Annotated in this window: 22 protein-coding genes; 5 read left to right on the top strand and 17 right to left on the bottom strand. The window is 33.2% G+C overall.

The genetic code is table 11. The features are described from left to right. Nucleotides 1-45: 45 nt before the first annotated feature. The 3 genes from ACHRVL_RS17225 (at nt 46) to ACHRVL_RS17235 (ending at nt 2,424) form a co-directional block, all read left to right on the top strand. Entirely contained in the window at nt 46-528 is a 483-nt protein-coding gene (locus ACHRVL_RS17225; protein WP_395414716.1) for a DNA-deoxyinosine glycosylase, read from the top strand. 269 nt (nt 529-797) lie between these two features. Beyond that, nucleotides 798-1,232, top strand: a complete 435-nt coding sequence (locus tag ACHRVL_RS17230; protein WP_395414717.1) for a DUF6526 family protein — start codon at nt 798-800, stop codon at nt 1,230-1,232. 280 nt (nt 1,233-1,512) lie between these two features. Continuing rightward, entirely contained in the window at nt 1,513-2,424 is a 912-nt protein-coding gene (locus tag ACHRVL_RS17235; protein WP_395414718.1) for a hypothetical protein, read from the top strand. A 111-nt stretch (nt 2,425-2,535) separates the two neighbouring features. Here the strand turns inward: ACHRVL_RS17235 and ACHRVL_RS17240 are convergent, their stop codons facing one another. The 6 genes from ACHRVL_RS17240 to ACHRVL_RS17265 form a co-directional block, all read right to left on the bottom strand. Next, complete coding sequence (locus tag ACHRVL_RS17240) at nt 2,536-4,554, bottom strand: glycoside hydrolase family 97 protein (RefSeq protein ID WP_395414719.1); 2,019 nt, start codon at nt 4,552-4,554, stop codon at nt 2,536-2,538. Nucleotides 4,555-4,579: 25 nt separating this feature from the next. Further along, on the bottom strand, nt 4,580-5,824 hold the full coding sequence (locus ACHRVL_RS17245; protein WP_395414720.1) for a glycoside hydrolase family 71/99-like protein: 1,245 nt from the start codon (nt 5,822-5,824) through the stop codon (nt 4,580-4,582). 277 nt (nt 5,825-6,101) lie between these two features. Beyond that, nucleotides 6,102-7,616: a RagB/SusD family nutrient uptake outer membrane protein gene (locus ACHRVL_RS17250; protein WP_395414721.1), complete on the bottom strand. Its 1,515-nt coding sequence runs from the start codon at nt 7,614-7,616 to the stop codon at nt 6,102-6,104. Nucleotides 7,617-7,641: 25 nt separating this feature from the next. Then, entirely contained in the window at nt 7,642-10,659 is a 3,018-nt protein-coding gene (locus ACHRVL_RS17255) for a SusC/RagA family TonB-linked outer membrane protein (protein ID WP_395414722.1), read from the bottom strand. A 121-nt stretch (nt 10,660-10,780) separates the two neighbouring features. After that, complete coding sequence (locus ACHRVL_RS17260; RefSeq protein ID WP_395414723.1) at nt 10,781-11,863, bottom strand: hypothetical protein; 1,083 nt, start codon at nt 11,861-11,863, stop codon at nt 10,781-10,783. An 8-nt stretch (nt 11,864-11,871) separates the two neighbouring features. Next, entirely contained in the window at nt 11,872-12,396 is a 525-nt protein-coding gene (locus ACHRVL_RS17265; protein ID WP_395414724.1) for a DUF5004 domain-containing protein, read from the bottom strand. Nucleotides 12,397-12,870: 474 nt separating this feature from the next. On the opposite strand from ACHRVL_RS17265, the gene ACHRVL_RS17270 reads away from it, so the two are divergent. After that, nucleotides 12,871-14,469 (top strand): DUF6377 domain-containing protein, encoded by a 1,599-nt coding sequence (locus tag ACHRVL_RS17270; protein WP_395414725.1) that lies wholly within the window; start codon nt 12,871-12,873, stop codon nt 14,467-14,469. Between the two features lie 163 nt (nt 14,470-14,632). Here ACHRVL_RS17270 and ACHRVL_RS17275 read toward each other — a convergent pair whose 3' ends face one another. The 11 genes from ACHRVL_RS17275 to ACHRVL_RS17325 all read right to left on the bottom strand — a co-directional run bounded on the left by ACHRVL_RS17275 (nt 14,633) and on the right by ACHRVL_RS17325 (nt 25,029). Further along, nucleotides 14,633-15,853 (bottom strand): sterol desaturase family protein, encoded by a 1,221-nt coding sequence (locus ACHRVL_RS17275; protein WP_395414726.1) that lies wholly within the window; start codon nt 15,851-15,853, stop codon nt 14,633-14,635. Nucleotides 15,854-16,141: 288 nt separating this feature from the next. After that, complete coding sequence (locus ACHRVL_RS17280) at nt 16,142-17,428, bottom strand: Glu/Leu/Phe/Val dehydrogenase (RefSeq protein ID WP_395414727.1); 1,287 nt, start codon at nt 17,426-17,428, stop codon at nt 16,142-16,144. A gap of 447 nt (nt 17,429-17,875) precedes the next feature. Then, nucleotides 17,876-18,727, bottom strand: a complete 852-nt coding sequence (locus ACHRVL_RS17285) for an EamA family transporter (protein WP_395414728.1) — start codon at nt 18,725-18,727, stop codon at nt 17,876-17,878. A 30-nt stretch (nt 18,728-18,757) separates the two neighbouring features. Next, nucleotides 18,758-20,077 (bottom strand): serine hydrolase, encoded by a 1,320-nt coding sequence (locus ACHRVL_RS17290; RefSeq protein WP_395414729.1) that lies wholly within the window; start codon nt 20,075-20,077, stop codon nt 18,758-18,760. A 5-nt stretch (nt 20,078-20,082) separates the two neighbouring features. Continuing rightward, on the bottom strand, nt 20,083-20,520 hold the full coding sequence (locus ACHRVL_RS17295) for a MarR family winged helix-turn-helix transcriptional regulator (RefSeq protein ID WP_395414730.1): 438 nt from the start codon (nt 20,518-20,520) through the stop codon (nt 20,083-20,085). Nucleotides 20,521-20,806: 286 nt separating this feature from the next. Beyond that, nucleotides 20,807-22,270, bottom strand: coding sequence for an AAA family ATPase (locus ACHRVL_RS17300; protein WP_395414731.1), 1,464 nt, complete (start codon nt 22,268-22,270; stop codon nt 20,807-20,809). 154 nt (nt 22,271-22,424) lie between these two features. Further along, the gene (locus ACHRVL_RS17305; protein WP_395414732.1) at nt 22,425-23,543 is read right to left on the bottom strand and encodes a VWA domain-containing protein; all 1,119 of its coding nucleotides are present in this window, start codon (nt 23,541-23,543) and stop codon (nt 22,425-22,427) included. A 106-nt stretch (nt 23,544-23,649) separates the two neighbouring features. Beyond that, entirely contained in the window at nt 23,650-24,024 is a 375-nt protein-coding gene (locus ACHRVL_RS17310) for a YchJ family protein (RefSeq protein ID WP_395414808.1), read from the bottom strand. Beyond that, nucleotides 24,017-24,253, bottom strand: coding sequence for a hypothetical protein (locus tag ACHRVL_RS17315; RefSeq protein ID WP_089054024.1), 237 nt, complete (start codon nt 24,251-24,253; stop codon nt 24,017-24,019). The genes ACHRVL_RS17310 and ACHRVL_RS17315 overlap by 8 nt, the downstream gene beginning before the upstream one ends. 87 nt (nt 24,254-24,340) lie before the next feature. Then, on the bottom strand, nt 24,341-24,487 hold the full coding sequence (locus ACHRVL_RS17320; protein WP_395414733.1) for a hypothetical protein: 147 nt from the start codon (nt 24,485-24,487) through the stop codon (nt 24,341-24,343). Further along, the gene (locus tag ACHRVL_RS17325; protein ID WP_129055483.1) at nt 24,487-25,029 is read right to left on the bottom strand and encodes a hypothetical protein; all 543 of its coding nucleotides are present in this window, start codon (nt 25,027-25,029) and stop codon (nt 24,487-24,489) included. Before ACHRVL_RS17325 ends, ACHRVL_RS17320 begins: the two co-directional genes overlap by 1 nt. 86 nt (nt 25,030-25,115) lie before the next feature. Between ACHRVL_RS17325 and ACHRVL_RS17330 the strand changes: the two genes are divergently transcribed. Beyond that, nucleotides 25,116-25,361, top strand: coding sequence for a hypothetical protein (locus ACHRVL_RS17330; RefSeq protein ID WP_395414734.1), 246 nt, complete (start codon nt 25,116-25,118; stop codon nt 25,359-25,361). Nucleotides 25,362-25,661 lie beyond the last annotated feature (300 nt).

The raw sequence follows: 25,661 nt of genomic DNA on the forward strand, positions 1-25,661 counted from the left end.
CTTTGTACCTTTGAGCCTTTGAGCAAAATTTACTAATTTTATAAAATGAAAAGTTTTTCCTTCGCTCCTATCAGTTCTGTAAATTCGACGATATTAATTTTAGGCACAATGCCTGGAACAAGATCTTTAGAACTCAATCAGTACTACGGGCACAATCAAAATAACTTCTGGAAGTTTTTATTTACCATTTTCAGTGAAGATTTCAGCAATGATTATGAAACAAAAAAAGCTTTTTTACTTCAAAACAAAATTGCTTTATGGGATGTATTGCAGCATTGCGATCGAGTTGGAAGTTTAGACAGTGCTATAAAAAATGAAATCGCCAATGATTTTGAAACTTTTCTAAAACAACATCCTAATATAAAAACCATACTATTTAACGGACAAAAAGCGGCACATTTTTTCAAGAAATATGTTAAACTTCAAGATACCTATCAACTTATAACACTGCCGTCAACAAGCCCTGCAAATGCTAGTAAATCACTGCCGTCAAAGCTTGAAGAATGGAAGATCATAAGAACTTTATAATTTTTTATATTGAAATCATATAACATTTGATACTCAAGATATAACAAACAATGACTACATATAACCTAATTTTACCATTATAAATCAAAGTCAAAATATTGACAATTTGATACTTAATAAGACTTATAAATATATTACTAAGTAAAACTTTAAAAAGTTTTTACGATAAAGGAAACATTGGTTATGTTAGTTTATTTTTGAGAAAAAAAGCTATTCTATTCTTTTAGAGTAGCTTTATTTTTTTTACTTTCATATAAACATTCTTCATTATGAAAATTCAAACCTACTACAATCATATACGATTTTATACCGCACATCATTTTGTATTTTATCCGCTTGCAGTTCTATTTTTTCTCAGCAGTTTGTACTTTGCTTTTACCTCAGCAGATACGCTTATTTGGTCATTTATCAGCATCCTTTTTGGCTTGCTTATTTTTCTCGCTTATATGCTGCGCCAGCATTACGCACTTACTTTACAAAACCGAATTATACGCTTAGAACTTCGCTATCGCTATTTTACACTCACTGGAAAAAGGTTTGAAGAAATTGAATATAAATTTACCGATGATCAAATATTTGCACTTCGTTTTGCTCCAAACGACGAAGTTCTCACTTTAATAGACGATGCTCTTAAAAATAACCTCTCGGGCGATTCTATCAAAAAAGCCATTGTACATTGGCGGGCAGATTATTACAGAGTTTAAGAGAACAAAGTAGTTTCAAAATTTTAAAACTATGGGTGTGGTCTCATATAAAAAAAGCCCCAATTTACATTGCGTTAGTTGGGGCTTTTTCTATATGACGCCGAGCTATTCGCTCCCGCAATAGCAGGATGGCTATTATACCCCAAATGGACTGCATTTAACAAAACATTCAAAATATATACCTGATAATCAAATAATAAGACTCTAAAATCAAAATGAATGATTTTTTTTGTTAACTTTAATTGTTAAAAATTCATCAATAAATTTAAAGATAAACCTCATGAAAAGATTATTTTATTTTTTGATAATTCCGTTCTCGTATCTTTCATCTACTGCACAAATTGTAGCAGATGCATCAACAAAAGACACTTTAACCGCCGTACAAAACAACTTCGATGACCTGCAAGATTATGCTGACGATTTGCCTTGGCATGCAAGACGATTTAAAGTAACTGCAGGAGCTTTTTTTCCTGTAAATAATACACAAATTGAGGTTGGCACTAACAACGGTAATCGAGCTACGGAAATAGATTTAGAAGATGATTTAGGTTTCTCTAAATCAAGTTCTTCCTTTATGGGAACTTTTGATTGGCGTATTTCAAGACGATCAAGATTAGGATTTGAATTTTTTTCGCTTAATAGAAGTTCTTCAAAAACCCTGCAAAAAGACATTAATTTTGGCGATCATACCTATAACGTGAATTCTAGAGTATCAGCTAATTTCGACGTACAAATTGCTCGTATCGCTTACGGATATGCTTTTTTGTCTAAACCTAAGTATGAAGCCGGTCTGTTGATTGGTGCTCACGTACTTTTTGCTGATTTAGGTTTACGTTTAGATGCCAACCAAGCCAGTCTTGAATACCACGACAGTTTTAATTTTACAGCTCCTTTACCTGATGTTGGAATATGGGGAGAATTTGTTCTAGGAAAACGTTTTGGTTTGTATGTAAATGCTAATTATCTGGCTGTAAAAATTGATAATATCGATGGCCGAATTGTCAGCTATAATTTATCACTTTTATATAACATATATCAAAATTTAAGCATTACCGCAGGATACACTGGTTTGAATTTTAAAGTCGATACTACAAGAGAACACTTAAATGGGTTCTTGAAATGGGGTTATAACGGTCCAACTATCGCTGCAACATACTCTTTTGGTAATCATGTTAAACTTTACAAACATTAGAATTTTAAATTCCAAATTTTAGAATTAAAAAAAATAACAAACCCGATACCTTTTCGAAGATATCGGGTTCATTGCTCAAACTCAAACTTAATTCAAAATATACCAACTAACTTATTTATCGATTGGAGTAAATTTTATAGCTGTTCCTCCTCCAGCTGCCAATCTTATATTTAAAACGCTTTTATTATTCACTTTTTGTTTTGAAATAATTACAGGATAAGGATTCGTTTTATAATTCGCTCCTGCTCCATCTGCATAAATTTCTGCTTCGTACTCTTTTCCCGCATCCAAGAAAGATAAAGCTGTTTTTAGATCTCTGGCTTCTCTATTGGTAATGGCTCCTAAATACCAGTTTTTCTCTTCCCAATCTTTTCTGGCAATTGTTGTATACTCGCCAATTTTAGAATCTAAAACTTTTGTTTCTGACCATGTACACGGCACCTCTTTTATAAACTTAAATTCAGGTTTGCCAACATAATTCTCAGGCAAGTCTGAAGCCATTTGCAATGGGCTAAAAATAATAACATACAATGCCAATTGATTGGCTAAAGTTGTTTGTACTCGAGCTCCAGAAGGTGTTTTATAATCAAAATTGAAATTCCCAGGCGTATAATCAAAAGGGCCTGAAAGCATTCTGGTAAATGGCAGCGTTGTTAAATGTTCCGGCGTGTTTCCGCCATCTACAGACCATGCATTATATTCCTGACCTCTGCCGCCTTCCTGCGACATAAAGTTTGGATAAGTACGCTGCAATCCTGTTCCTTTTATAGGCTCATGATTATCGATCATAATATGATATTTTGCTGCAGTTTCGATTACTTTTCTATAATGACGTGCTGCATACTGGCTGTCATGCCATTCTTTTTTATCTAAATATTTATTTACGTAACCTGTCTTTACAGAATTTACACCCATTTTTTGATACAGCTTAAATACATCTTCCAATTGGCTTTCATAATGTTTAGAGGCACCTGCGGTTTCGTGATGTCCTATTAAACGAACATTTTTCATGGCGGCATATTTTGTAATTTCTTCCAGATTAAAGTCGGGATATGCTTTTACAAAACTAAAAGCAGATCCGTCGGCAGTCCAGTCGCCGTCCCAACCTTCATTCCAACCTTCGACCAAAACACCGTCGAAATTGTTTTTTGCTGCAAAATCAATATATTCTTTTGTGTTTTTAGTAGTTGCACCGTGTTTAGGCCCTTGTCCCCAAGTATACTTTTCTAAGTGCATTCCCCACCAAATTCCAATATATTTTGAAGGTGTAATCCAAGAAAGATCTTCAATTTTTGAAGGTTCATTTAAGTTCAGCATGATTGTCGAAACGGCTAAATCTCCAGGTTTCTCTCCTACAATAATTGTTCTCCAAGGCGTTTTAAAAGGTGTTTCGGCATAAACTTTTACACCATCTGCCCAAGGCACCAAGTCACTTTTGTATTGCTTATCTCCTGTTTTTAAAAGTGTCATTGAAGCAAAATCAGTCAAATTAGCTTCATGAATAGCAACGTATAATTTCTCTTTCGTTTCAAAAGTTGCAGGTGTATTAATGGTATCCGTTTTACTCATCGGAGTTTTACGATAAGTGCTTTCATAATAACTGTTTTCGCGATGCACAGGAATCCACCAAACATCATTATCTGATTTAAAAGTGAATTGTGTAATTTCATTAGAAATCTTTACTTTACCTAAATGCGGCTGTTTCGGAAATTCATATCTAAAACCTAAACCATCATCAAAAACCCTGAAAATAATATCAACTAAACGTTCTTCGCCATTTGATTCTTTAAGATGAATAATCAATTCATTATGATGATCTTTAACCTTTTTGAATTCTCCCCAAGGCTGTTCCCAAGTTTCATCTGTCGTTTTTTCTTCGGTGGAAACTACTTCAAAGCCATCTGTCATTTTTTGGATTCCTTGAAATTCAAATCCCATTAAAGAAGGCTCAATAACTGATTTCCCTTTTGAGATAAAACTATACTGAGGCTGACCAGATTCTGTCAATTCAAAAACTAATTCATTATTTTTCCCTGGGGATTTGATTTTGTAGGTTTTATTCGTACTGCAGGCAAAGAGCAATAGTGATGCAAAGGCGATTAAACAGTATCTGTATTTTATGTTTTTCATTATATGATTGTATTAATTACAACTCTTATTTAATTTCGTTTATTACTTGTTTTGCTTTTGCCGGCTGCATGGAAACAAAATAATTAAATGCCTGATCTAACTTTCTTTGAACATCGGCATTGCTTTTCTTTTCGATTCGCAGATTATACATTTTGCTTATATCAGGAAAAACTGTTTCAATATTTTTTACTCCTGCAAATACTTTAATTTTTTCGATGTAGGTGTATCCAAATTCAACTGTGGGTTCAAACATGGTTCCTTCTCCAAAGTCATTCCATGTTATCAATTGCAGATAATTTAAGTTTGCATTTTTGGCTAACAAAAGTGTTTCATCGAGCGTTGCGCCATTGTTATGTTCTATTGTCCATCCTATAGCAGCTTCGCCTCCGCCATCTGCATAAAAATCTTTAAAACCTGGATAAGCGCTGCCAATTGCAACCGAAAGTTTTGGTTTTGTATTCGTATAAAAATTAGTCAAATAAGTACTGTTTTTAAATACCCATGCATACTCGCCTGAGGCATTTGCTCCAGCTTCAACAGATTGATCCCAAAGGGTTAAAAAAGTAGGTTTTGCAGTCAAAGTATTAAAAACGTTTGTCCATTCAGCAGGTGTTTGTAATACTATTGGCCCAAAATTGAGCAATAAGGGTTTTCCGTTTATTTTTATATAATTGGCATCATCAAAATAATTATTCTGTAGATAGGCCAAATCCGTTTTTGCGGCACTAGTAACTGAAATTGCTTTTCCAGCATCGACAACATTTTTTGTTACGCGGTCTTCATATACAATGGCGTATTCTAAACCAACTTTGTCAAGCATTGCAATAAGCTGTTCCGTATTTTCTTTTACCATTCTATAATCGTTAACATCGTAAGTGCCATACCAATCGATTAAAAGACCGTCGATTCCTGCATATTTCATCAATAATAAATGATTTTCGATCACATTTTTATCGCCTGAATGATAGGGTCCGATAAGCGGATAATAGTAGGAAGCTATTTCTCGACGATTGTTTGCTCCTATTGTATTTGGATTTTTGTTCGCCATTGTCCAATGATAACCCCATTTTTTATCGGCACTGCTTTCATTGGTTTCGAACCAAGGCATGTAGTGTACGTAAATTTTAGTACTGTTTGTTTTTTCAACTGCCGCTGGTTTTAATACTTCTGGTTCTACTGGTTTATCTGAACCTTTATCATCGCTGCTGCAGCCCGCGGCGACCAAAATATTCATGATCCCAAAAAATAATAATGTGATAGATCTTTTCATATTGATGTGCTGTTTGTTTTTAATAGAAATATGATATAATTATTTCAACACATAGAAACATAGCTTTTAATACTTAAAAAAGGCGTTTCACTTTATTGCAATACACATAATCCTCTATGTGAAAGAAATGAGTTTCTTTTTGTTTACTTTATTTATAAAAAAACTATGTTTCTATGTGTTAAATAATATGTCCACAATTTGCATCCTAAAATTACTTATGTTAAAAATATGTCAGCCTTCCACGACTAACCAACATGGAAGACTGACATTCAAGAACCTAATTCACAGGATAACCAGGGTTTTGTTTTAGGTTCTTATTCGTTGTCAAAACAGTGCTTGGAATTGGAAAAATAGCTCTGTATTTTTCCGTTTCACCTTTTTCCCACCATGGCAGGAAGAATGTTCCAAAACGAATATTATCCGTTCTTCTTCTTCCTTCAAAAGTAAATTCCTTAAGCAATTCGCGATCTATAAAATGAAGATCTATCGTTGTCGGCATTTCTTCGCCCGCACGTGCTGTTATTTGTTGTACAAATGGTTTTGCTAAATCGGGATTGCCTAAACGCACGTAACATTCAGCCTGCATCATTAAAATTTCGGCATAACGAATCAATACAAAATCATGATCTCGTTCCCACTGTTCGCCAGCTTTCATTTCGTATTTTCCTAAACGAACTCCTTGATTTTCTTTTGCATCAGCTACACTTGATACCTCTTCTGTATAAGTAAGCGGTTCACCGTTATCCATTACAATAACCTGCCCTGTTGCTACACTTATTTGATCGCCCGCTACCATGCATTTTTTTCTTTTATCTGTATCCGCAAAAGCAGAATAAACGCCAGGCTGTGCGCACATTCCGTTTGCGCTCCAAGGAAAGTCTAATCCCGTTGCCGAAATCGTCAATTTGTGCAAGTAATGACATGACATTGAGTTCATATAATTTCCTATTGTTCCCGCTTTTTGATCGTATGGAATTGAAAAAATAATCTCTGGCGATTTTTCATTTTGCGTTGCAAAATTGGCAAAGAAATCTGGCGCTAAAGTGTATCCCGTAACTTTCTGACACATCGTGATACAATCCTGCCAGCGTGCTGTTCCTATAAAAGCTTCTGAGTTTAGATATAATCTCGCTAATAAAGAATAGGCAACATTTTTTGTAAACTTAGAATACACAACATTTGATGTTAAATGTGGAATGGCATCTAATAATTCTTTCTCTACAAAATCATAAACTTGTTTTCTAGTAGAATTTGTCGGCAATGATGTGTCTTCAAAATTGACTACAATAGGCACGTTTCCAAATAAATCTAAAAGATTGTAGTAATAATAGGCTCTCAAGGCTTTTAACTCAGCATAAATTGGAGCTTTTGCAGTATCCGTTAATGATGATTTGTCTACTTGATAAATGATCGCATTAATTTTTGCAATTCCTGTATAGTTGTAACGCCAAGCCGAAAGAATCATGCGGTTATCAGGTTTCCAAGTATGTTTTTGTGCATCTTGATATTGTCCGCCATCGTACCAGTTTGTTCCTCTTGTTGGAATAGTTGCTTCATCTGAAACGGTTTCATTCAGGAAAAACACATATTCACTTGTTGGAAAATTGTTTGATATATCATCTTTAAATCCTCTTAAAGAAGAATAAGCTCCGCCAACTAATGCGTCGACTTCTTTTGGAGTATTTCCAAAATTCCCGTCTTCTACTCTATCATATAAATCTTCATTTAAATCCGTACATGATATCGTAAAAAGCATGCTTACTACTAATAATGCTGTTATTTTGACTTTCATTTTTTATATTTTTTGGTTAATTCGCTTAATTATTCAGCGTAAAATTTAGTCCAACAGAAATCGTTGTTGGTCGAGGATAATTATTGTATCTGTCAATTCCAGGAGCTGCCAATCCAGTTAAATCTATTACTCCAGTTTGGTTGATTCCGTCTTGAGCATTTAAACCTATTTCCGGATCTACACCTTTGTAACCTGTAATTACAAATAGGTTTTCTCCCATTACGTACATTCTAAGTTTAGATTTTTTGAATTTTAAAGGCAGTGTATATCCAAAACTTACTGTTTGAAGTCTAAAGAATGAAGCATCTTCTATCCAATAATCAGAATATTTTGGCGCCGATGTAATTCCGCTTCCTAAAAATGCATCAGGAACATTGAATGTTGGTAATCTGTTTGGATCATTTAACATCATATTAGTTGCATTTAATGCCTTTTGACCAAACATTCCGTATCCAGAAATTCCAAGATCAAAATTTCCATACGTAAAGTTCATTCCAATACCTAAAGTCAAATCTGGCTGAATATTTCCTAAATCTGTTTTATCAGCATCAACCAAAGCATTTTCTGCAACTATTTGCCCCGCTGCATTGTAGTATTGTATTTTTCCTGTGGAGTCTAATCCTGCATTCTTGAATCCCCAGAAAGTTCCAACTGGATAACCTTCGGCAATAATTTGAGAATATTGTCCAGACATACCTGCTAATCCGTGTAACGATCCGCTGTAAATAACATCTGTTTTATAAGTAGGATTTGATAATTTTTCAATCTTTTGCACATTATGACCAAGAGTCAAGTTAGCATTCCAATTGAATTTTTCTCCTTTAACAATATCAGCATTCAAAGTAAGTTCAACTCCTTTATTAGACATTTCTCCTACGTTTGCCAGCATAGTTCCCACTAAATATGGAGGCTGCGGCACTTCGTAGGTATACAATAAATCGTCTGTGTTTTTTGAATAATATTCGAATGAACCCGTAATTCTATTAAAAAGACTAAAATCTACACCAATATTCAATTGTTTTGTTGACTCCCATTTTAAGTCAGGATTTGGGTTTTGTGTTGGCGAATAAGCCAAACTCCATCTTTCTGTAACAGGATCGTAGTAACTATCCTTTCCTACTCCTAAAATCGAAAGCGATTTGTATTCCCCAATTCCGTCTTGATTTCCAGTAACTCCATAACCTGCTCTAAGTTTTAAATTGTCCAGCCAGCCTTTTGTTCCGTTCATAAATTCTTCGCTCGAAATTTTCCAAGCGACAGACGCTGATGGGAAAGTTCCCCATTTATTATTTTCTCCAAAACGGCTTGAACCATCTCTTCTTACTGTAGCCGTAAGCAGATATTTGCCATCGTAGGAATAATTTGCACGAGCATAAAACGAAACTAAATTTGATTTTCCTTTATACGAATACACATCGCCTAAACGGTAGTTGTAACCTGCACCAAGATTGTTGTAGCTGAAAGCATCAGTTACAAAACCACTTCGCTGTGCTCCAAAACCTTCATAAATATTTTCTAGGTAAGAGTATCCTGCAAGTGCACCAATAGTATGTTTGTCTATTACTTTATTGTAATTTACATACAATTCGCCTTGCGCATTTGCATACTCAGCATATGTTTTTTGCCCATATCCTTTTTCATCTACACCTTCCATAACGGCGTAAGAAGGTTTGTAAGTACTCCCTTTTACTGCATTATGTTCGTACGAAATATTAGCAACAGCCGTAAAATCATTTAAAAACTTAACCTCCGTTTTAAAATAACCTAACAATCTGTGTCTTTCATTATCAGTAGTTCTATTTGTTAAAATTTCAACAGGATTTTGATACACGTTTCCAGAAACAGCTGAAAATTGTCCGTTAGCATCATAAACTGGAATTGTCGGGTTAAGATTGTAAGCGCGCTCAAATATTCTATAATCCATAGGATGCCATTTGTCTATATTGGCAAATAAACCGGTATCAAATTTTACCTCTTTATTGTCTCCAAGATATTGGTAAGCATTAACGTTTCCGCTTAATCTTTCTAAACCTGTTTTTTTAATAACACCTTCATTGTTTAAATACGAAAGAGAAGTTCTAAAACCACTGTCAGCTTTTCCAGAATTAATACTTAAAGTATGCGATTGCGAGATTGCGGTTTGCTCGATAGCTTTCTGCCAATTGGTATTTCCGCCAAAATCAACTGCATCTTTGTTTCCTGTTGACCGAACATCTCCTCTCCATTGATTTGCTGATAAAAGATCTAAATTATCAGTAACATAACCCACGCTTGATAAACCGCTGTAGACTACAGAAACTCCTTTTGTACCAGACTTTGTTGTAATTATAATAACTCCGTTTGCTCCTCTTGAACCGTATATGGCTGTCGCCGAAGCATCTTTAAGAACGTCTACAATTTTAATATCTGATGGCTGAACTATATTAATATCTACACCTGCAATTCCGTCAACTACAATTAACGGGCTGTTGCTTGCGGTTAAGGAAGTTCCGCCTCTCAAACGTATTGTAGAACCAGCCGCTGGATCTCCAGAAGGACGAATAATGTTTAATCCTGCTACTTTTCCCTGCAAAACCTGCTCTGTCGAAGATATTGTTCCTTTTACTAAATCATCCGCTTTTACACTCGAAATAGCACCTGTTAAATCTGATTTCTTTTGTGTTCCATATCCTACTGAAACTACCTGAACTTCGGCTAATTGATAACCGTCGTTTTGAAGACGAATATCAAGTTTTGAACTAGAACTGGTAATTTGGACTTTTTGAGTTGTTGACCCAATAAATGAAACTTCTATCGAACCTCCTACGGCTACCGTCAAGGTAAATTTTCCGTCAAAATCTGTTGTTGTTCCGTTTCTTGTTCCCGTTTCTATAATTGATGCACCCGGAAGTACATTTCCTGTGTTGTCATATACAGTACCAGATACCTGCTTTTTCTCTTGAGCAAACATTCCTGCCGAAAGAAAAAGCATGAAAATCATGAATACCAGCGATTGAGTAGTCCACATTTGATGCAGGACTCTTTTTTTATTTTTACTAGTCATATGCGGTTATTTATTGTTTTTTTTATCGATCATATGCAATTCACATATCCATTATTGGTTTTATAGCCAATTTTGGATTATGCTCATTTCATTAGAATTGATGTTTTAATTTGATAGCGAATTATTTGTCTAAAGTTTTCAGCGGCATAGTGGTATCTGAAATTGTTTTGTCTTTATTGTCTTTTACCAAAACATGTATTTCATTTAAATTTGGTATGCCGTTTAGTTCTGAAACTAAATTGACAAATCCCTTTATTTCTGCTTTCCCTCCAGTAAACTCACCAGAAATTATTTTGCTTCCGGCAGTAATAGTGTAGATTAATTTGTTTACACCGGCTTCATTATTTTTTCTAGACATTCCTAGAAAATCTTTCTGACTAATTTGCAATGGAAAAAAACCGAAAACTGGCGGCGGCGGCGGTACATAAGCCCCAGCATACAAAACTTGATCTGGAATTGTTCCTGCCCAATCATCTTTTACCATTAAGAAAACTAAATTTTCCATAATATAACCATCTGGTGCGTTGTAATAATCTTTAGGAACTAAATCTATTTTATAAAAACCATTACCCAAATCTTTTAATTTTGTTTTAGCCGCAATTTCAGGCAGCCACGATTGATATTCTTGTTTAAGATTCCAATCGTTCAAACCACTGTGCATGTGAACGCTTGTAGCTCCAGCAAAACCAGGCGCTAAATTGGCATTAAACAAAATACTTAATCCTTTATCAATAGTTGGTTTGGTCGGATAAGCTCTGATCAGCTCATTTGCAGTATAAAAAGAAGAAAAATCAGTGTAAGGCATATTTGCCACTTCACTTTGTTTTGATCCGTTTTTGTTTTTTAAACGAAACCAAAATCCTGCACTTGCAGCAATTTCTTCTGGGGTTCTAGAAAAATACTGAGTGGGAGTTAAAGTGAAACTCCAAACTTTATTGCCAACGTAAGTCAGTTTTGCAAAATCTGAAGAGTTCTCCCAGTTGTTAGCATCTGGTTCTGATGGCGACCAAATCCAAATAAACACATCTTCATTTTCTGCAAATGTGGTTGCCGAAAGATCAAAAAACCAAGTAACTTTTTCATCATATTTGTATACGACCGGAAATGATGACATCGCGCCTACTGATCCCGCGGCTTCTTGTGCCTTTATAAAATTAGGCGCCATCAAAAGGGCTAGTAAAATTGTATATATAAATTTTTTCATATTACTTTTTAATTAATAGCATTTAATTTAAATACGTAAGACACAAACGGAGTTCCTCCAGAGCTTCTGGTTAAAATAATTTCCATCTCTCCGTTTTTACCAGGAATCGATGATACTCTTAATTCGTCTGTTTTTTGAGTTTTTTGGGCATCACTGTATAAGTAAATCTTAACAGGATTGCCCGGATTTGTCGGCTGAAAATCTGAGCTTAGCTGCCAGTATCCTTTTGGGGCAAATAAAGGCGGGACATTACCAGTAACTTCATAACTTGTTGGTTTGTTCTTTTCATCTACGTTGAATTTGATTTTAAAATCTTCGTAGTTAAAATAAGTACTCAAGTTTTCTTCGTTTGGCTCGATCTTATTTGCCTTGGCAAAATCATCGACCATTTTCAAGTTTGTTAATCCCCAATTACCGTCTACTTTTTCGTAAATCGTAATTGGATCAACGTAGCTTCCGTCTTCTGTAGTATCGCAGCTTATTGCAAAAAAACAGATCATCAGAGCTAACAAGTAATAACTTTTACATCTCATAAAATTTTGGTTTTTTGTTAGTTTTTTTATCCCTCAAAAAGGACAGTACGAAACTAGATGTTAAATAAATCTAAAAAAAAACATCCACGAAAAATCAAGATTTATCTAGATTATTTTTAAACACAAATTACTAATAACCAATCAATTACATGTTTGTGTTATTTATAAAAATCAAGATCCTGTAAAGACACAAACCCACTTTTTTTGACAGCCTTTATGATAATATGAAAATTTTACAGCAATATTTTTTTACTATACATATATTTAATTACTTTTTATTGTATAATTGCAAACAAATAGAGCAGTTTTAACATTTTTATGCCATTTTCAGGCTTATCAGATGTTTTTTCAAGAAATCTTAAGGAACTGCTTTCTATCTAAAAAACTACTAGTCATCAGTTTTTAATTAGTTTTGATTTAAAACGCGTTTGCGCTAACCATAAATTATCTTACCCCTAAAACCAAAACAAAACCATGCGAAAAATATTCATTTTGTATTTTTTCATTGCGGGTTTTTCTCTAACCGCCAAAGAGACCAATCCTATTCTTGAAGAATTAGATAATGCATTGCTGAAAAAAGAGATTTACTTAAAACAGAAATATCGTAAAATTGAATCCTTAAAAAAGAATGTTTCAAAATATACTGTTAGTCAAAACAACGAACAGTTGTATAATACTTATATGTCGTTATTTGACGAATACAAATCATTCAAATATGACTCTGCCTATTATTATTTGGAAGAAGCAAAAATCAAGGCCAAAGTTTTAAAAGATCCCAAATATTTGGCTAAAAGCCGAATTAAAGAGGGTTTTGTACTCTTATCGTCAGGACTTTTTAAAGAAGCTATTGATACGCTGAATGTGATTGATGACAAAAAACTCGATTTAAAAAACAAATTCGAATACTATAACATAAAAGCTAGAGCTTATTACGATCTGGCCGATTACAATAAAGATCAGCGTTTTAATATTCATTATGTACAACAGGGAAATCATTTTCTAAAAAAGGCTTTAGAATTAATTGGCACCAATACCAACGAATATTGGGCTGCAGAAAGTTTAAAACGACTAAAGCAGCAAGACTGGCGAGGCGCTGAGTTTGCTTTTAGTTATTGGATCAACAACTACAATTTACCGCCAGATTATTACGGCATTGCAACATCTAGTCTAGGCTATATTTACTCGGAAAGAGGTTATACCAAAAAAGCGATTCAATACTTGGCACTTGCCGCTATTGCCGATGTTAAAAATGCCACGAAAGAAACGGTTGCGCTGCGAAATCTAGCTAATGAACTCTTTAAAATGGGCTATTTAGACAAAGCAAATGAGTATATTAATATCGCTATGGACGATGCTACTTTTTATAATGCAAGGCATCGAAAAATAGAGATTTCGTCAATTCTGCCCATTATCGAAAAGGCACAATTGAACAATGTAAAAGAGAAAAATGATAAGCTGGAAAAAATCATTATTTTATTGACAATACTCACTTTGATTATTATTTTATTTTCGATTATTATTTTCAAACAACTAAAAGAGAAAAACAAAGCCCGAAAAATAATGGCTTCTTCGTATGCGCAGCTGCAAGAAATGAATGTGAGCTTAAGCGAAGCCAATGCTATTAAAGAAGAATATATTACGTATTTTATCAAAGCAACCTCAGCCTTTATCAATAAGATCGATCATATTCAAAAAAGTACACTTCACAAAATTATCACCAAAAAAACAGATGAAGTTATTGCGAGTTTAAAACGCTACAATGTAAAGGAAGAAAGGGAAAATCTTTTTCATCAATTCGACGAAATTTTCTTAAAATTATTCCCAACTTTTGTGACCGATTTTAATCAATTGTTCCCTAATGATCATAAATGTATTGTAAAAAAGGGAGAGCTTTTAAATACAGAACTCCGCATTTTTGCCTTATATAGATTAGGTATTCAAGAAAGCAGTCAGATGGCAGAATTTCTGGAACTTTCTGTGGCTACAATTTACACTTACAAAACCAGGATTAAGAGTAAATCCCATTTTAAAGATACTTTTGAAGAGAAAATTATGGCGATTAAAACGATATAAGTTTTTCTGTCAGGAATAAAAAAGTTTGCCACAGATTAACAGCATTTAAATGATTTTTTATTTTGTAAATATTGAATTTGTAATGTAAAAAATTTGCCGCGAATTACACAAATTTTTACGAATTGCTTGGGGAAAAATTTGTGTAATTCGCGGCAAACATTTTTTACTCAGCTTCTAATTGTAAAATAATATTTTGATACAATTTACTAAGTGAAAACAATTGCTCTGCAAAAATCATAATTGCCAAGGGAACAAAGAAAAATATCGTTAGATTTTCTTCGTATAAGAAATAAGTGGTTATCATTAAAATACGAGCGTATTCCAGATAATAAATCCATTTACGCTGTTCTAAAAGTGCACCGCAGTTAATTAATGTTATAAGTATTAATGCCAGAACAAAACCTTTATCTAACATATTTAAACGATCAAAATAATAGGTAAAAACCGTTAACAATAAAGTACAGATTCCTAATTGAATATAAAGGTAGTTCCTGAAACGAAGTCTTTGATTGGGATTGCTTTTATCTTGTAAAAAACGCTTTTCTAATGTTGGACGAATATCTTGATCCATATGTGCCGGGCTTCCAAAAACGGCATTCCATTTTGCTTTAAAACCTTTTGAACGTTTCCATAATTCAAAAATTTCAAAGTAATAATGAAAGTGCTGCCACAGAAAACTGTAACTTTTTAAAGGATGTGTCAAGCCGTATTTTGGTTTTTCTTCTTCCTCTTGAAAAGTACCAAAAAGACGATCCCAAAACGTAAACATATCCCCGTAGTTTTTGTCTAAATATTTTTCATCAGAAGCATGATGAACGCCGTGAACTGATGGAGTCACAAAAACGTATTCCAGCCATTTAATTTTTCCTATAAGCTGTGTATGTGTAAAAAACGAATAGGCTCCATGCACAATAAGCATTGTTATTACCATAGAGGGATGAAAACCAATAAAAGGCAGTATACACCAAAATCCTGTTCGAACTATTGCCTGAAATGTTGTAATTCTGGCCGCCGCCGTAAAATTAAACTCTTCGCTATGATGATGTACAATATGTGCAGCCCAGAAAAAATTGACTTCATGTCCTAATCTATGGTACCAATACCAAACAAAATCTGTAGCGAGAATTAAGGCAATCCAAACTAATACACCGCTCGGAATATCAAAAATTTTATATTCATCATAAATCAAATAATACAGTTGATAAAAACTGCCGGCAATAAACAAATTAATCAATCGCTCTGCGATACCAATGCTTATATTAGAAACAGAACTTTCATAATTAAAAATTTCAGGTCTTTTTTTTCGTTGTGCCAGCTTATATTCGAGAAATAAAAAAAGAAAAAAAGCCGGCATTGCAAATGCTAGAAAATTAATATTTTTCATTTTTAAAGATTATGTGAATTGATATGAAATTAAAAAAGATATTTTCACCGATAAAAAAACTCCATAGTCTTGCTCTCGATGAAAATAATCTTAATGCATTTTATGTAATTGTTTTAACACATAGGAACATAGTTTTTGCTGCTTAAAAAAGGCGTTTCACTTAATTAAAATGCACAGAGCATATCTATGTGAAAGAAATGATTTTCTCTTTGCTTTCTTTTTGCGCATAGAATATCTATGTTTCTATGTGTTTAATAACAAACTATCTCAGCCTTGCTTAAAGCAAAATTAATTCTGTTTGAATTTTGGCGCTTCGGCTGCTACTTCTTTTACAGATTGTGTTTCAGCTACTTTTTTCAAAGCGATAATATAAGCTGCAATTCTAGGCGTTACATTGTGTTTAGCAGCAATTCTGAACACGGTTTCAAATCCTTTTTCTAAAATATCTTCTAAACGTTTGTTTATTTGGTGAATTCTCCACGATTCTAACAAGGAATTTTGAAGCCACTCAAAATAAGAAACAGTTACACCACCTGCATTTGCCAAAATATCTGGAACTACCAAAACATTATTTTCATGCAAAATTTTATCTGCATCTGAAGAAACTGGTCCATTTGCAGCCTCAATTATAATTTTTGCACGAATGTCATGCGCGTTTTTCTGCGTGATTACGTCTTCTTTGGCAGCAGGAATCAGTACATCAACATCTAAAAGCAGCAAATCCTCATGTTTAATTGCAACGGAATTTGGATAGCCTTTAATGGTTTTATTATTCAAATTATAATATAAAATAAGCTCTGGAATATTAATTCCCTGCGGATTATAAAATGCTTCAGACACATCACTTACTGCAACAATTTTTAATCCTTTTTCGTATAAAAATAAAGCCGAATGTAATCCTACATTTCCAAAACCTTGAATAGCAGCTGTTGCTCTTGCCGGCCTGATTTTTAGTTTTTGAAGAGTCAGTAAACTAATAATACTCACGCCTCTTCCAGTTGCTTCTACTCTGCCCAATGAACCTCCCGAATGCAGATGTTTTCCTGTTACAACGGCATGAATTGTTTTACCATGAACTATTGAAAATTCATCCATTAACCAGCCCATTTCGTCTGGACCAGTTCCCATGTCTGGTGCAGGAACATCTTTTTGCGGTCCAAAAATATCCGATAATGCTTTTGTATAAGCTCTCGTAATACGTTCTAACTCTGTTTTTGAAAGTGTTCTTGGATCGCAAATAATACCTCCTTTTGCTCCTCCAAATGGAATTCCAGTTACAGCAGATTTCCATGTCATCCAAGCAGCTAATGCTTTTACTTCATCAAGGTTTACGGCATTGTCATAACGAATACCACCTTTAGACGGTCCCAAAGCTGTATTATGTATTACGCGGTAACCTTCAAAATTCTGCTCGGTTCCGTTGTCTAATGTTATCGAAAAATTTACTACAATTTGTTTTTCAGGACGCTGCAACTTTTGCCTGATTGACTCATCTAACTTTAGAATATCTGCAGCTATATTAAAACGATCAATCATAGATTGAAAGGGATTCTGTTTTATAATTTCTGTACTCATAATAGTTGCTTTTAATTTTTATGATTTACTTTATTTGGGTTTACTTAATTGTTTTGTTTCTGATTAAAATCAGCAGTTGATGCACGTACAACACGGAACTTTTGTTGAGCAGTATGGCATCATAATATTGATATTTCTATTTGATCTCATTTTGTTTGTTTTTTACTAGTTCTAAAAAAAGCCTTTCATGGTGCATGAAAGGCTAAAAAAAAAAAATAACTAACAAGTACTTTCTATTAACGCCATTTCATTGCATTGTTCATCATGCAGCACATCGTCAAGCGGCACATAAACGGAATGATATTTAGACTAGAGTTTTTCATTGTTAATGCAAATCTATAAAATATATTTTATAAATTCTATAGAATTAGTAGGGTTTATTTTAAAAACTTTTAATTCAACTCAAAACCAACTGAAAACTAAAGCTTTAAAAAGATAAAAAATGCACTAAAACTGCGACAAAACAATAAAAATAATAGAAATTAACGCTAAAAAAAGCCCAATTATATTAATCTTGGATAGTTTTTCTTTGAAGAAGAAAAGACCAACAAGACTTCCTAATATGATTACACCCATATTCATTCCTGCAAAAACTGTTGATGGATTTTCAGCAAATGCCTTATGCGCTTTTAAATAAAATAGAATATTTCCGAAATTAAAAATCCCAACTAAAGCTCCGAACAAAGCATTTTTAGCACTAAATCCATTCTTTTTAAAAATAACATCGTAAAGCACTATTAACAATGAGACTGCTAATGCAATACTAAAAACAATAAATAGTGATGTGGTATAAGGAAGAGTGGTATAAAGTGCTATTTGCTTAAAAAGTATATCTATTACTCCAAAACCAACAAAAACGGCGACAGGAAAAATCCACTTGTTCTGCTCGTTCTGCATCTGCTTTCTTAAAATGAATAAAAGCGCAATGAACCCAATTACAAGACCAATTACTTTATATGAATTAAATTCTTCTTTAAAAATTAACCATGCCGCAAGTATAGGAATAAATAATGATAATCGTTGTGCCGCATCGGTTTTTACAATTCCCATATGTTTTATTGAAAATACCAGAAAAAGAAAAACAATAGGCAGCAAAATACCAATTGCCGCATAAATATTCCACGGAGCATCTTCATGAACTGTAGTAAGATCTGGACTAAAAGTAAAATAACAAAGTACTAATGCTGCTATATAATTGAACGCAATAATTTGAATGGGATTTGCATTGTATTTACGGGTAATTTTAAAGATTACACCAACGGTAACACTGCAAAGTATACTTAGAATTAAAAACAGCATAGAATTAAATTTTGAATGCAAAAATAGTACTTATACCTTCTTACTTTTAACTTTTACCTCTTTTATTCCTGCCTTTCTAATTTCCAGCTGCGTAACTTTTCCTTTTTTATCTTTTACAAATTCGACTGTAGTATTGTTATTGTCTGAACGAAAAAATCTAGTTCGAGATTCTGGTACTAACTCAATATCATAATCAAGATAATACAGCTTGTTTTCCTTCTTTAAAATTTTAATATTTTCATACTCTCCCACATACTGGTCATAGATTTTTGCATCTACAGCAGTTTGAATGTGTTTGTACGGAAGTTCAACTTCTTTTCCAAAACAGATTCCAGCAAGACCATATGCAATATAATAAGACTTTGACTGGTTATTAGATAAAACAGTAATTAGTATATTATCGTTTGTAAATTTATTGAACGATGTCATGGCTCCAAAAAAACCGCCGTCATGCGCAATTAACTGATGATTTTGACTGTAGAATGGATTAACCAAAAACCCAAACCCAAAATCTTGATCGTTGTATGAAGTAAACATCTTTTTCTTTGATTCTTTCGACAAAATAATCTCGCTGTCAAACAAGGCTTTATTCCACAAATACAAATCTTCAATAGTCGAATAAACACCATCATGGCCTATATTAAAATTCCAATTGATATAAGGATTTTTTACTAGTTTGTCATTTTCAAAATAATACGATTTAGCCATTTTATCAACTATTGTACTATTTGTTGTGATGCCTGAATTGTACATCTTGGCTTTATCAAACAATTGCTCTTTTAAAAAAGCTGCATAAGTTTGTCCTGATACTTTCTCTATAATTCTTGCTAGTAAATAATATCCTATATTACTGTAAGCCGTACTTGTGCCAGGTTCAAACAGAAATGGCTTTTTTATGATATACTCATAAACAGAATCTTTATCTAAATCTGTTTTTGATAAATACAATTCATCAAAATCCATTTGCAAACCTGAATTATGAGCCAGCAGCATTTTTATCGTTATTTTTTCTCCCTTTGGAAAATCAGTAAAATATTCATTTATAGGCCCCTCTAATGAAAGTTTCTTATTTTCAGCCAATTGTAAAACTGCTGCTGCTGTAAACTGTTTTGAAACGGATGCTAAACTAAATTTTGAATCTATTGTGTTTTTTACTTTCCATTCATTATCAGCAAAACCATAGGCTTTTTTTAATAGTATTATATCATTCTTAGAAATTAAAACAGTGCCGCTAAAATCATTAACAGCAAATTGCGCATCCATATACTTTTCTAGTTTGCTGCTCAATTCGTTTTGCGAATACCCAATAGCAAATACCGAGAACATTACTAAGATCAATTTTGATTTCATACCAATCATTTTTTACAATTACTTATTATTTTATGCAGTGTTTGATCAAGCAATGTTATCTCTTTTATTGATAAACCATGCAAAGCTGTTTCTCTGTTGAATTGAATTACAGGTTCTATTAATTCAATGGTTTTCAAACCTTTTTCAGTAATTACAAGATTGAACTTTCTTCTGTCTTCTGCGTGAATTGTTCGGGTTAGGTAATCATTTTTTACCATTAATTCGATCATTCTTGTGATAGAAGCACTGTCTTTAAAAACAAGATTTGCCAATTCGTTTTGAGAAATACTCTCATTTTGCTGTAGTATTATAAGCACCAAGCATTGATCTACTGTAATATCTTTTACCACTTTGGTAATGTTTTTTTGTGCTAGTTTTCGATATTCTTTAATTGCTTTTTCTATAGAATAAAGAGCTGTTCCTGTTGGATTTTCAATTTTCATGACTTACTTATTTGATACAAATATAATTGATATATCAACATAATTCGCAAAATAAAACCCGACAGTTTAAAAATAACTGTCAGGTAAGATTGTAAAATCAGTATTTAATTTGCTGAATACAGTTTAAACACATAGAAACATAGACTTTATTGTGCATAAGGAAGGAATACAAAAAGAAACACATTTCTTTAACATAGCCGCTATATGCATCTTTTAATAAGTTAAACGTCTTTTTCTAAAAATTAATCTATGCTTCTATGTGTTAAAAAAAACTACACTTAAGGTGCTACAATTTACTAATATAACTTCCGTACATATCTTTAAATTGGTGACCTTGCGCAAAACGATCTTTACTAAGTTTTTTATACTCTACCAATGCCCATAAAACAAACTCTTTCATAAAATGCATATCTTGTTTGTCTAATTGAGGCTGATATTTTTTTAATAAAATATCTAATGGCAAAATTTCATCTAAAATACCTTTATATTCAGCATCTGAGGCATCGTCTAATAATTCGAAACCGCTTTCTGTAAAAAACCATTCTATTAAATCTGAATAAGGTGTTTTTTCGCCTGGTTTTTCTAATTTTTCAATTTTCGGGAAATATTCAGAAAACAATGTTCTAATCGCTGAACCAATTAAATATTGAGCAACGACAGCAGCTCCCTCCTGCTCTCCTTCATAAACTAATTCGACTTTTCCTGTAATCGCCGGAATTATTCCCATAAAATCTGATAAACGTAAAATGGTTTTATCTGTTCCAGATTTTAAGGCTCGGCGTTCTGCGGTACTAATTAAATTCTCAAAAGCTGTTATGCTCATTCTGGCACTTACACCGCTTTTATTATCGATGTATTCACTTTCTCGGGCTTCAAAACTAATTTGTTCTAAAATATCTCTGGCTAAACTCGGCACATAAACGATGTCGCTTTGATTTGCGTCCAGCTTTGCCTCTTGTTCTGTAATAGTTCTTGCGATGGCAACACTTTCAGGATAATGCGTTAAAATCTGCGAACCAATTCTATCTTTAAGAGGCGTTACAATACTTCCTCTATTGGTATAATCTTCTGGATTTGCTGTAAATATAAACTGCATATCGAGCGGCATTCTTAATTTAAATCCTCGAATTTGAATATCGCCTTCTTGCAGGATATTAAACAATGCAACTTGAATTCGGGCTTGCAGATCCGGAAGTTCATTAATTACAAAAATACAGCGATTTGCTCTCGGAATCATTCCGAAATGAATTACACGATCGTCTGCGTAAGATAATTTTAAATTTGCCGCTTTTATTGGATCAACATCTCCAATTAAATCTGCAACGGTAACATCTGGCGTTGCTAATTTTTCAAAGAATCGATCATTTCTATGCAGCCACGAAATTGGAGTTTCATCACCTTTCTCTAGAATTAAATCTTTAGCAAAACGTGAAATTGGATTTAATGGATCATCATTGATTTCTGAACCAGAAACATACGGAATATACTCATCTAATAATTCGACCATTTTACGCGCTAAACGAGTTTTTGCCTGTCCGCGAAGTCCCAACAAATTAATATTATGTCGAGAAAGAATGGCACGTTCTAATTCTGGAATTACTGTGTTTTCAAAACCGTGAACACCTTCAAAAACAGGTTTTCCTGATTTAATCTTCTCACGTAGATTATTTCTTAATTCATCCTTAATACTAATACTTTTATATCCTGAGGCTTTTAACTGCCCTAATGTTTTTATAGTTGCTATTTCCATTTTATTGAAATATGTGTTTTGTTGTTTTTATTATTTTCTGTAGATAATAAGTATTGTGTCATACATTGTGTTAAACGCACTGCTATCCACCTATACTATACATGTTGTCAAAAAAACCTTTGTCCCTTTGCCACTATGAACCTTTAAACCTTATTTAACGAACTCTCTTCTTCCTATTCGTTTCATAATCTTCAAAAATCATTTCTCCTAAACCTTTTAGTCCAGTATAAAATGCTTTTCCTTGATTGGCTTCGGTAAAATGATTTACAAATCGCTGCAAATAAGGATCATTTGCAATCATGAAAGTTGTTATTGGAATATGCAGTTTTCTAGCTTGCTGTGCTTGGGTATAACATTTATCTACAATATATTCATCAAGTCCGTTACTATTCATATAATACGAGCCGTCGCGTTCGCGCACGCAGCTTGGTTTCCCATCCGTAATCATAAAAATCTGCTTGTTGGTATTTCGTTTTCGGCGCAAAATATCCATTGCCAATTGCAATCCGGCAACGGTATTGGTATGATAAGGGCCAACTTGCAAATACGGTAAATCTTTAATTGGAATTGTCCAAGCATCATTTCCAAAAACTAAAATATCAAGTGTATCTTTGGGGTAGCGGGTTGTGATTAATTCAGCCAAAGCCATTGCAACTTTCTTTGCCGGAGTTATTCGGTCTTCGCCGTACAAAATCATACTGTGACTGATATCAATCATCAAAACGGTACTCATTTGTGCTTTATACTGCGCTTCCTCAACTACCAAATCATTTTCGGTCAACTGGAAACTTTCAACTCCATTATTGATTTGAGCGTTTTTTAGACTTTCAGTCAATGAAATACGTTCTAAACTGTCACCAAAATTAAATTCACGAAATTCTCCTGTATGTTCATCACCATTTCCTGCGTATTTCGTTTTATGATTTCCGTTTCCTGAACGTTTCAAATTTCCGAAAATCTGATCTAAAGCCTGCTGACGAATTGCACGTTCTGTTTTAGCAGTGATACCAAAACCATTTGTACCATCTCCTTTTACTTCGTCTTTTATGTAACCTTTCTTTTTTAAATCTTCGATAAAATCATCGATAGTATAGTTTTCGTCGGTAAGCTTATATTCCTTATCCAATTCCCGAAGCCAATCTATAGCTTCATCAAAATCACCCGAAGTATGGGTAATTAACTCTTTGAAAATACCAAAAAGTTTCTCAAACGGAGACTGAAATGGAGCTTCGTATGACTTAAAATAAAAACCTTTTTTAAACTCGTTTTTCATAATTCTAAAATTAAGGCTTTTTAGAATTATGAAAAACGAAACGTTTATTAATTTTTAGTTAAAGTATTATGGTACAACAATTCAAAAGTTATCCGAATTATGTCAATTATTCAAACTTTCCGTCGACATAAAACCACTCGTTTTCTTCCAATTTAAAAGTAGAAAATTCGTAATGCGTTTGTGGTTGATTGTTCGAATCCAAAAAATAAGCTTTAAATTCAACAGTACTTTCTGTAAAACTTAAAATCTCCAATTTCTGCCATTTATTTACGGTTGCCCATTTTAAAATTTCAGATTTAGAATAATATCCTCTTTCAGAAACATAAGTAGTTTCTAAAAGATAATCTGCATTATGAGTCGCATATGCCGAATATCTAGAACGCATTAATGCCAAAGCTGTTGGCACTTTTTGTTTTTTCTCAAGATACAAACCACAGCAGTTTTCAAACTGTAAACCTGTATCACAATAACATTTATGCATCGCCGTCAACTTGTTCTTCACCGTTAATTTTCACATGAAGCTGATTCAATAAAACTTGATATCTGCTGATTTCTCTAAGTTCTTCATCTTCTTCGGCGTGATCTAACATTTCGTCTAATTCATCACTTACTTCAAGCAATTTGTTATTAGCTTCTCTGTCGTTTTTTGCAGCGATCAAATCGATAATTTCTTGAACGTTTGCTTTTAGGGTTTCAAATTTTGAATTCATTGTTATTTTGTTTCAAGTTTCAAGTTTCAGGTTTTAGGTTCTCAACGTTAACTTGGAACATAAAACCCGAATCTTAAAAACAATTTATTACTCTTCGTTTTTACTTTCGTTGAATTTCTTTACAATCTCTTTGAGTTTTTCTTTGCGGGAAACTTCGGCTTGTTTTTTCTTTGCCTGCGCTTTATGCAACTTGTCATTGTGAATTTTGATATTTCGTTCGTTATTGCGTCCCATTATATCTCTCTTTTAATTTCTTCTAATGTTTTCTCTGTATAGATCAATTCATCAATAATCTGCTTTCGCAAATCGGCCAAATCATCATAATCAAAATACTTTGCCCATGAAGTTAATTGCTGCAAATTTCTAATTTGTTTTAGCCTTTTTGCAGTTTCAAAACTTGTTCTTAAAATTGCTTTTTTATCATATTTTGGATTATTCTTATGCTGATAATTTGCTAGGTTTTTATCAAAATCTGCTTCTAAATAATACAGTTTTTCCTCAGCATTATCAGGATAAAACTCGTTCCAAGCGGCAAAACCAATTTTTGTTTTTGATTCCGTCTCTGGTTCACGTGCCACTAAACGCCATTTGCTGTTTGCCAGTCTTCCCCAATGGTTCGAAACACGATACATCCCTTCTTCTGTATAATAGTAAGAGCTCCCAGCTTTGCTTTCGAACTGTTTTTTTAAACCTTCAATTTCATTTGGAAGTACTTCATGAAAAACACAAAAGGTATTTTTAAAAGAATTTGGATGTGGCTTAAAGTTTTTCTGCATGTGCAAATATACTCAGATTGTCTCGAACTCCCTAAAACAAACATAAATTGATTAACTTTGCCTCATAAATTTAAAACAAAAAAATCATGTCTAAAGATTCGCAAGAAAGAATGCCTCAAAAAGGAGTTTATACAGGTATTATCGAAAAAGATGAAAACAATAATTATTTCTGTGGTGAATATCTTTTAGATTATAAAATAGCACATTCAAACTTTACTGTTGGTGATTGGATCACAATAAAATCTATAATCGAAAATCCAAGTGATATTAGTTACGATAAATATCCAAAAAAATCTAAAAACTTTGATAAGGCAAATCATAAGCCGGAATAGTTTTTTTCAGGTTTCAGACTTCAGGTTGAAATAAGGTAATTAACCGCAAAGCACACTAAGTTTTTTTTACTTTGGGTTTGAAATGAAAATAAAAAGTTCGCAAAGCTGTATTTATACAAAGCTTTGCGAACTTTGTGTTTTTTATAAAACCCTGCATATAGAAAAACGTAACTCCCGACAGCTATGAAGATTGGGGTTAAATCAGCATTTACAATAACTTTCTGGAATATTTTTTAGATGAAAACTAAAAAGTTAAAAAAAAGTGTACCTTTGCAAAAAATTTGTCGTTTTGAAGTAAAA

Source organism: Flavobacterium sp. FlaQc-28 (assembly GCF_044007415.1).
Classification (GTDB): domain Bacteria; phylum Bacteroidota; class Bacteroidia; order Flavobacteriales; family Flavobacteriaceae; genus Flavobacterium.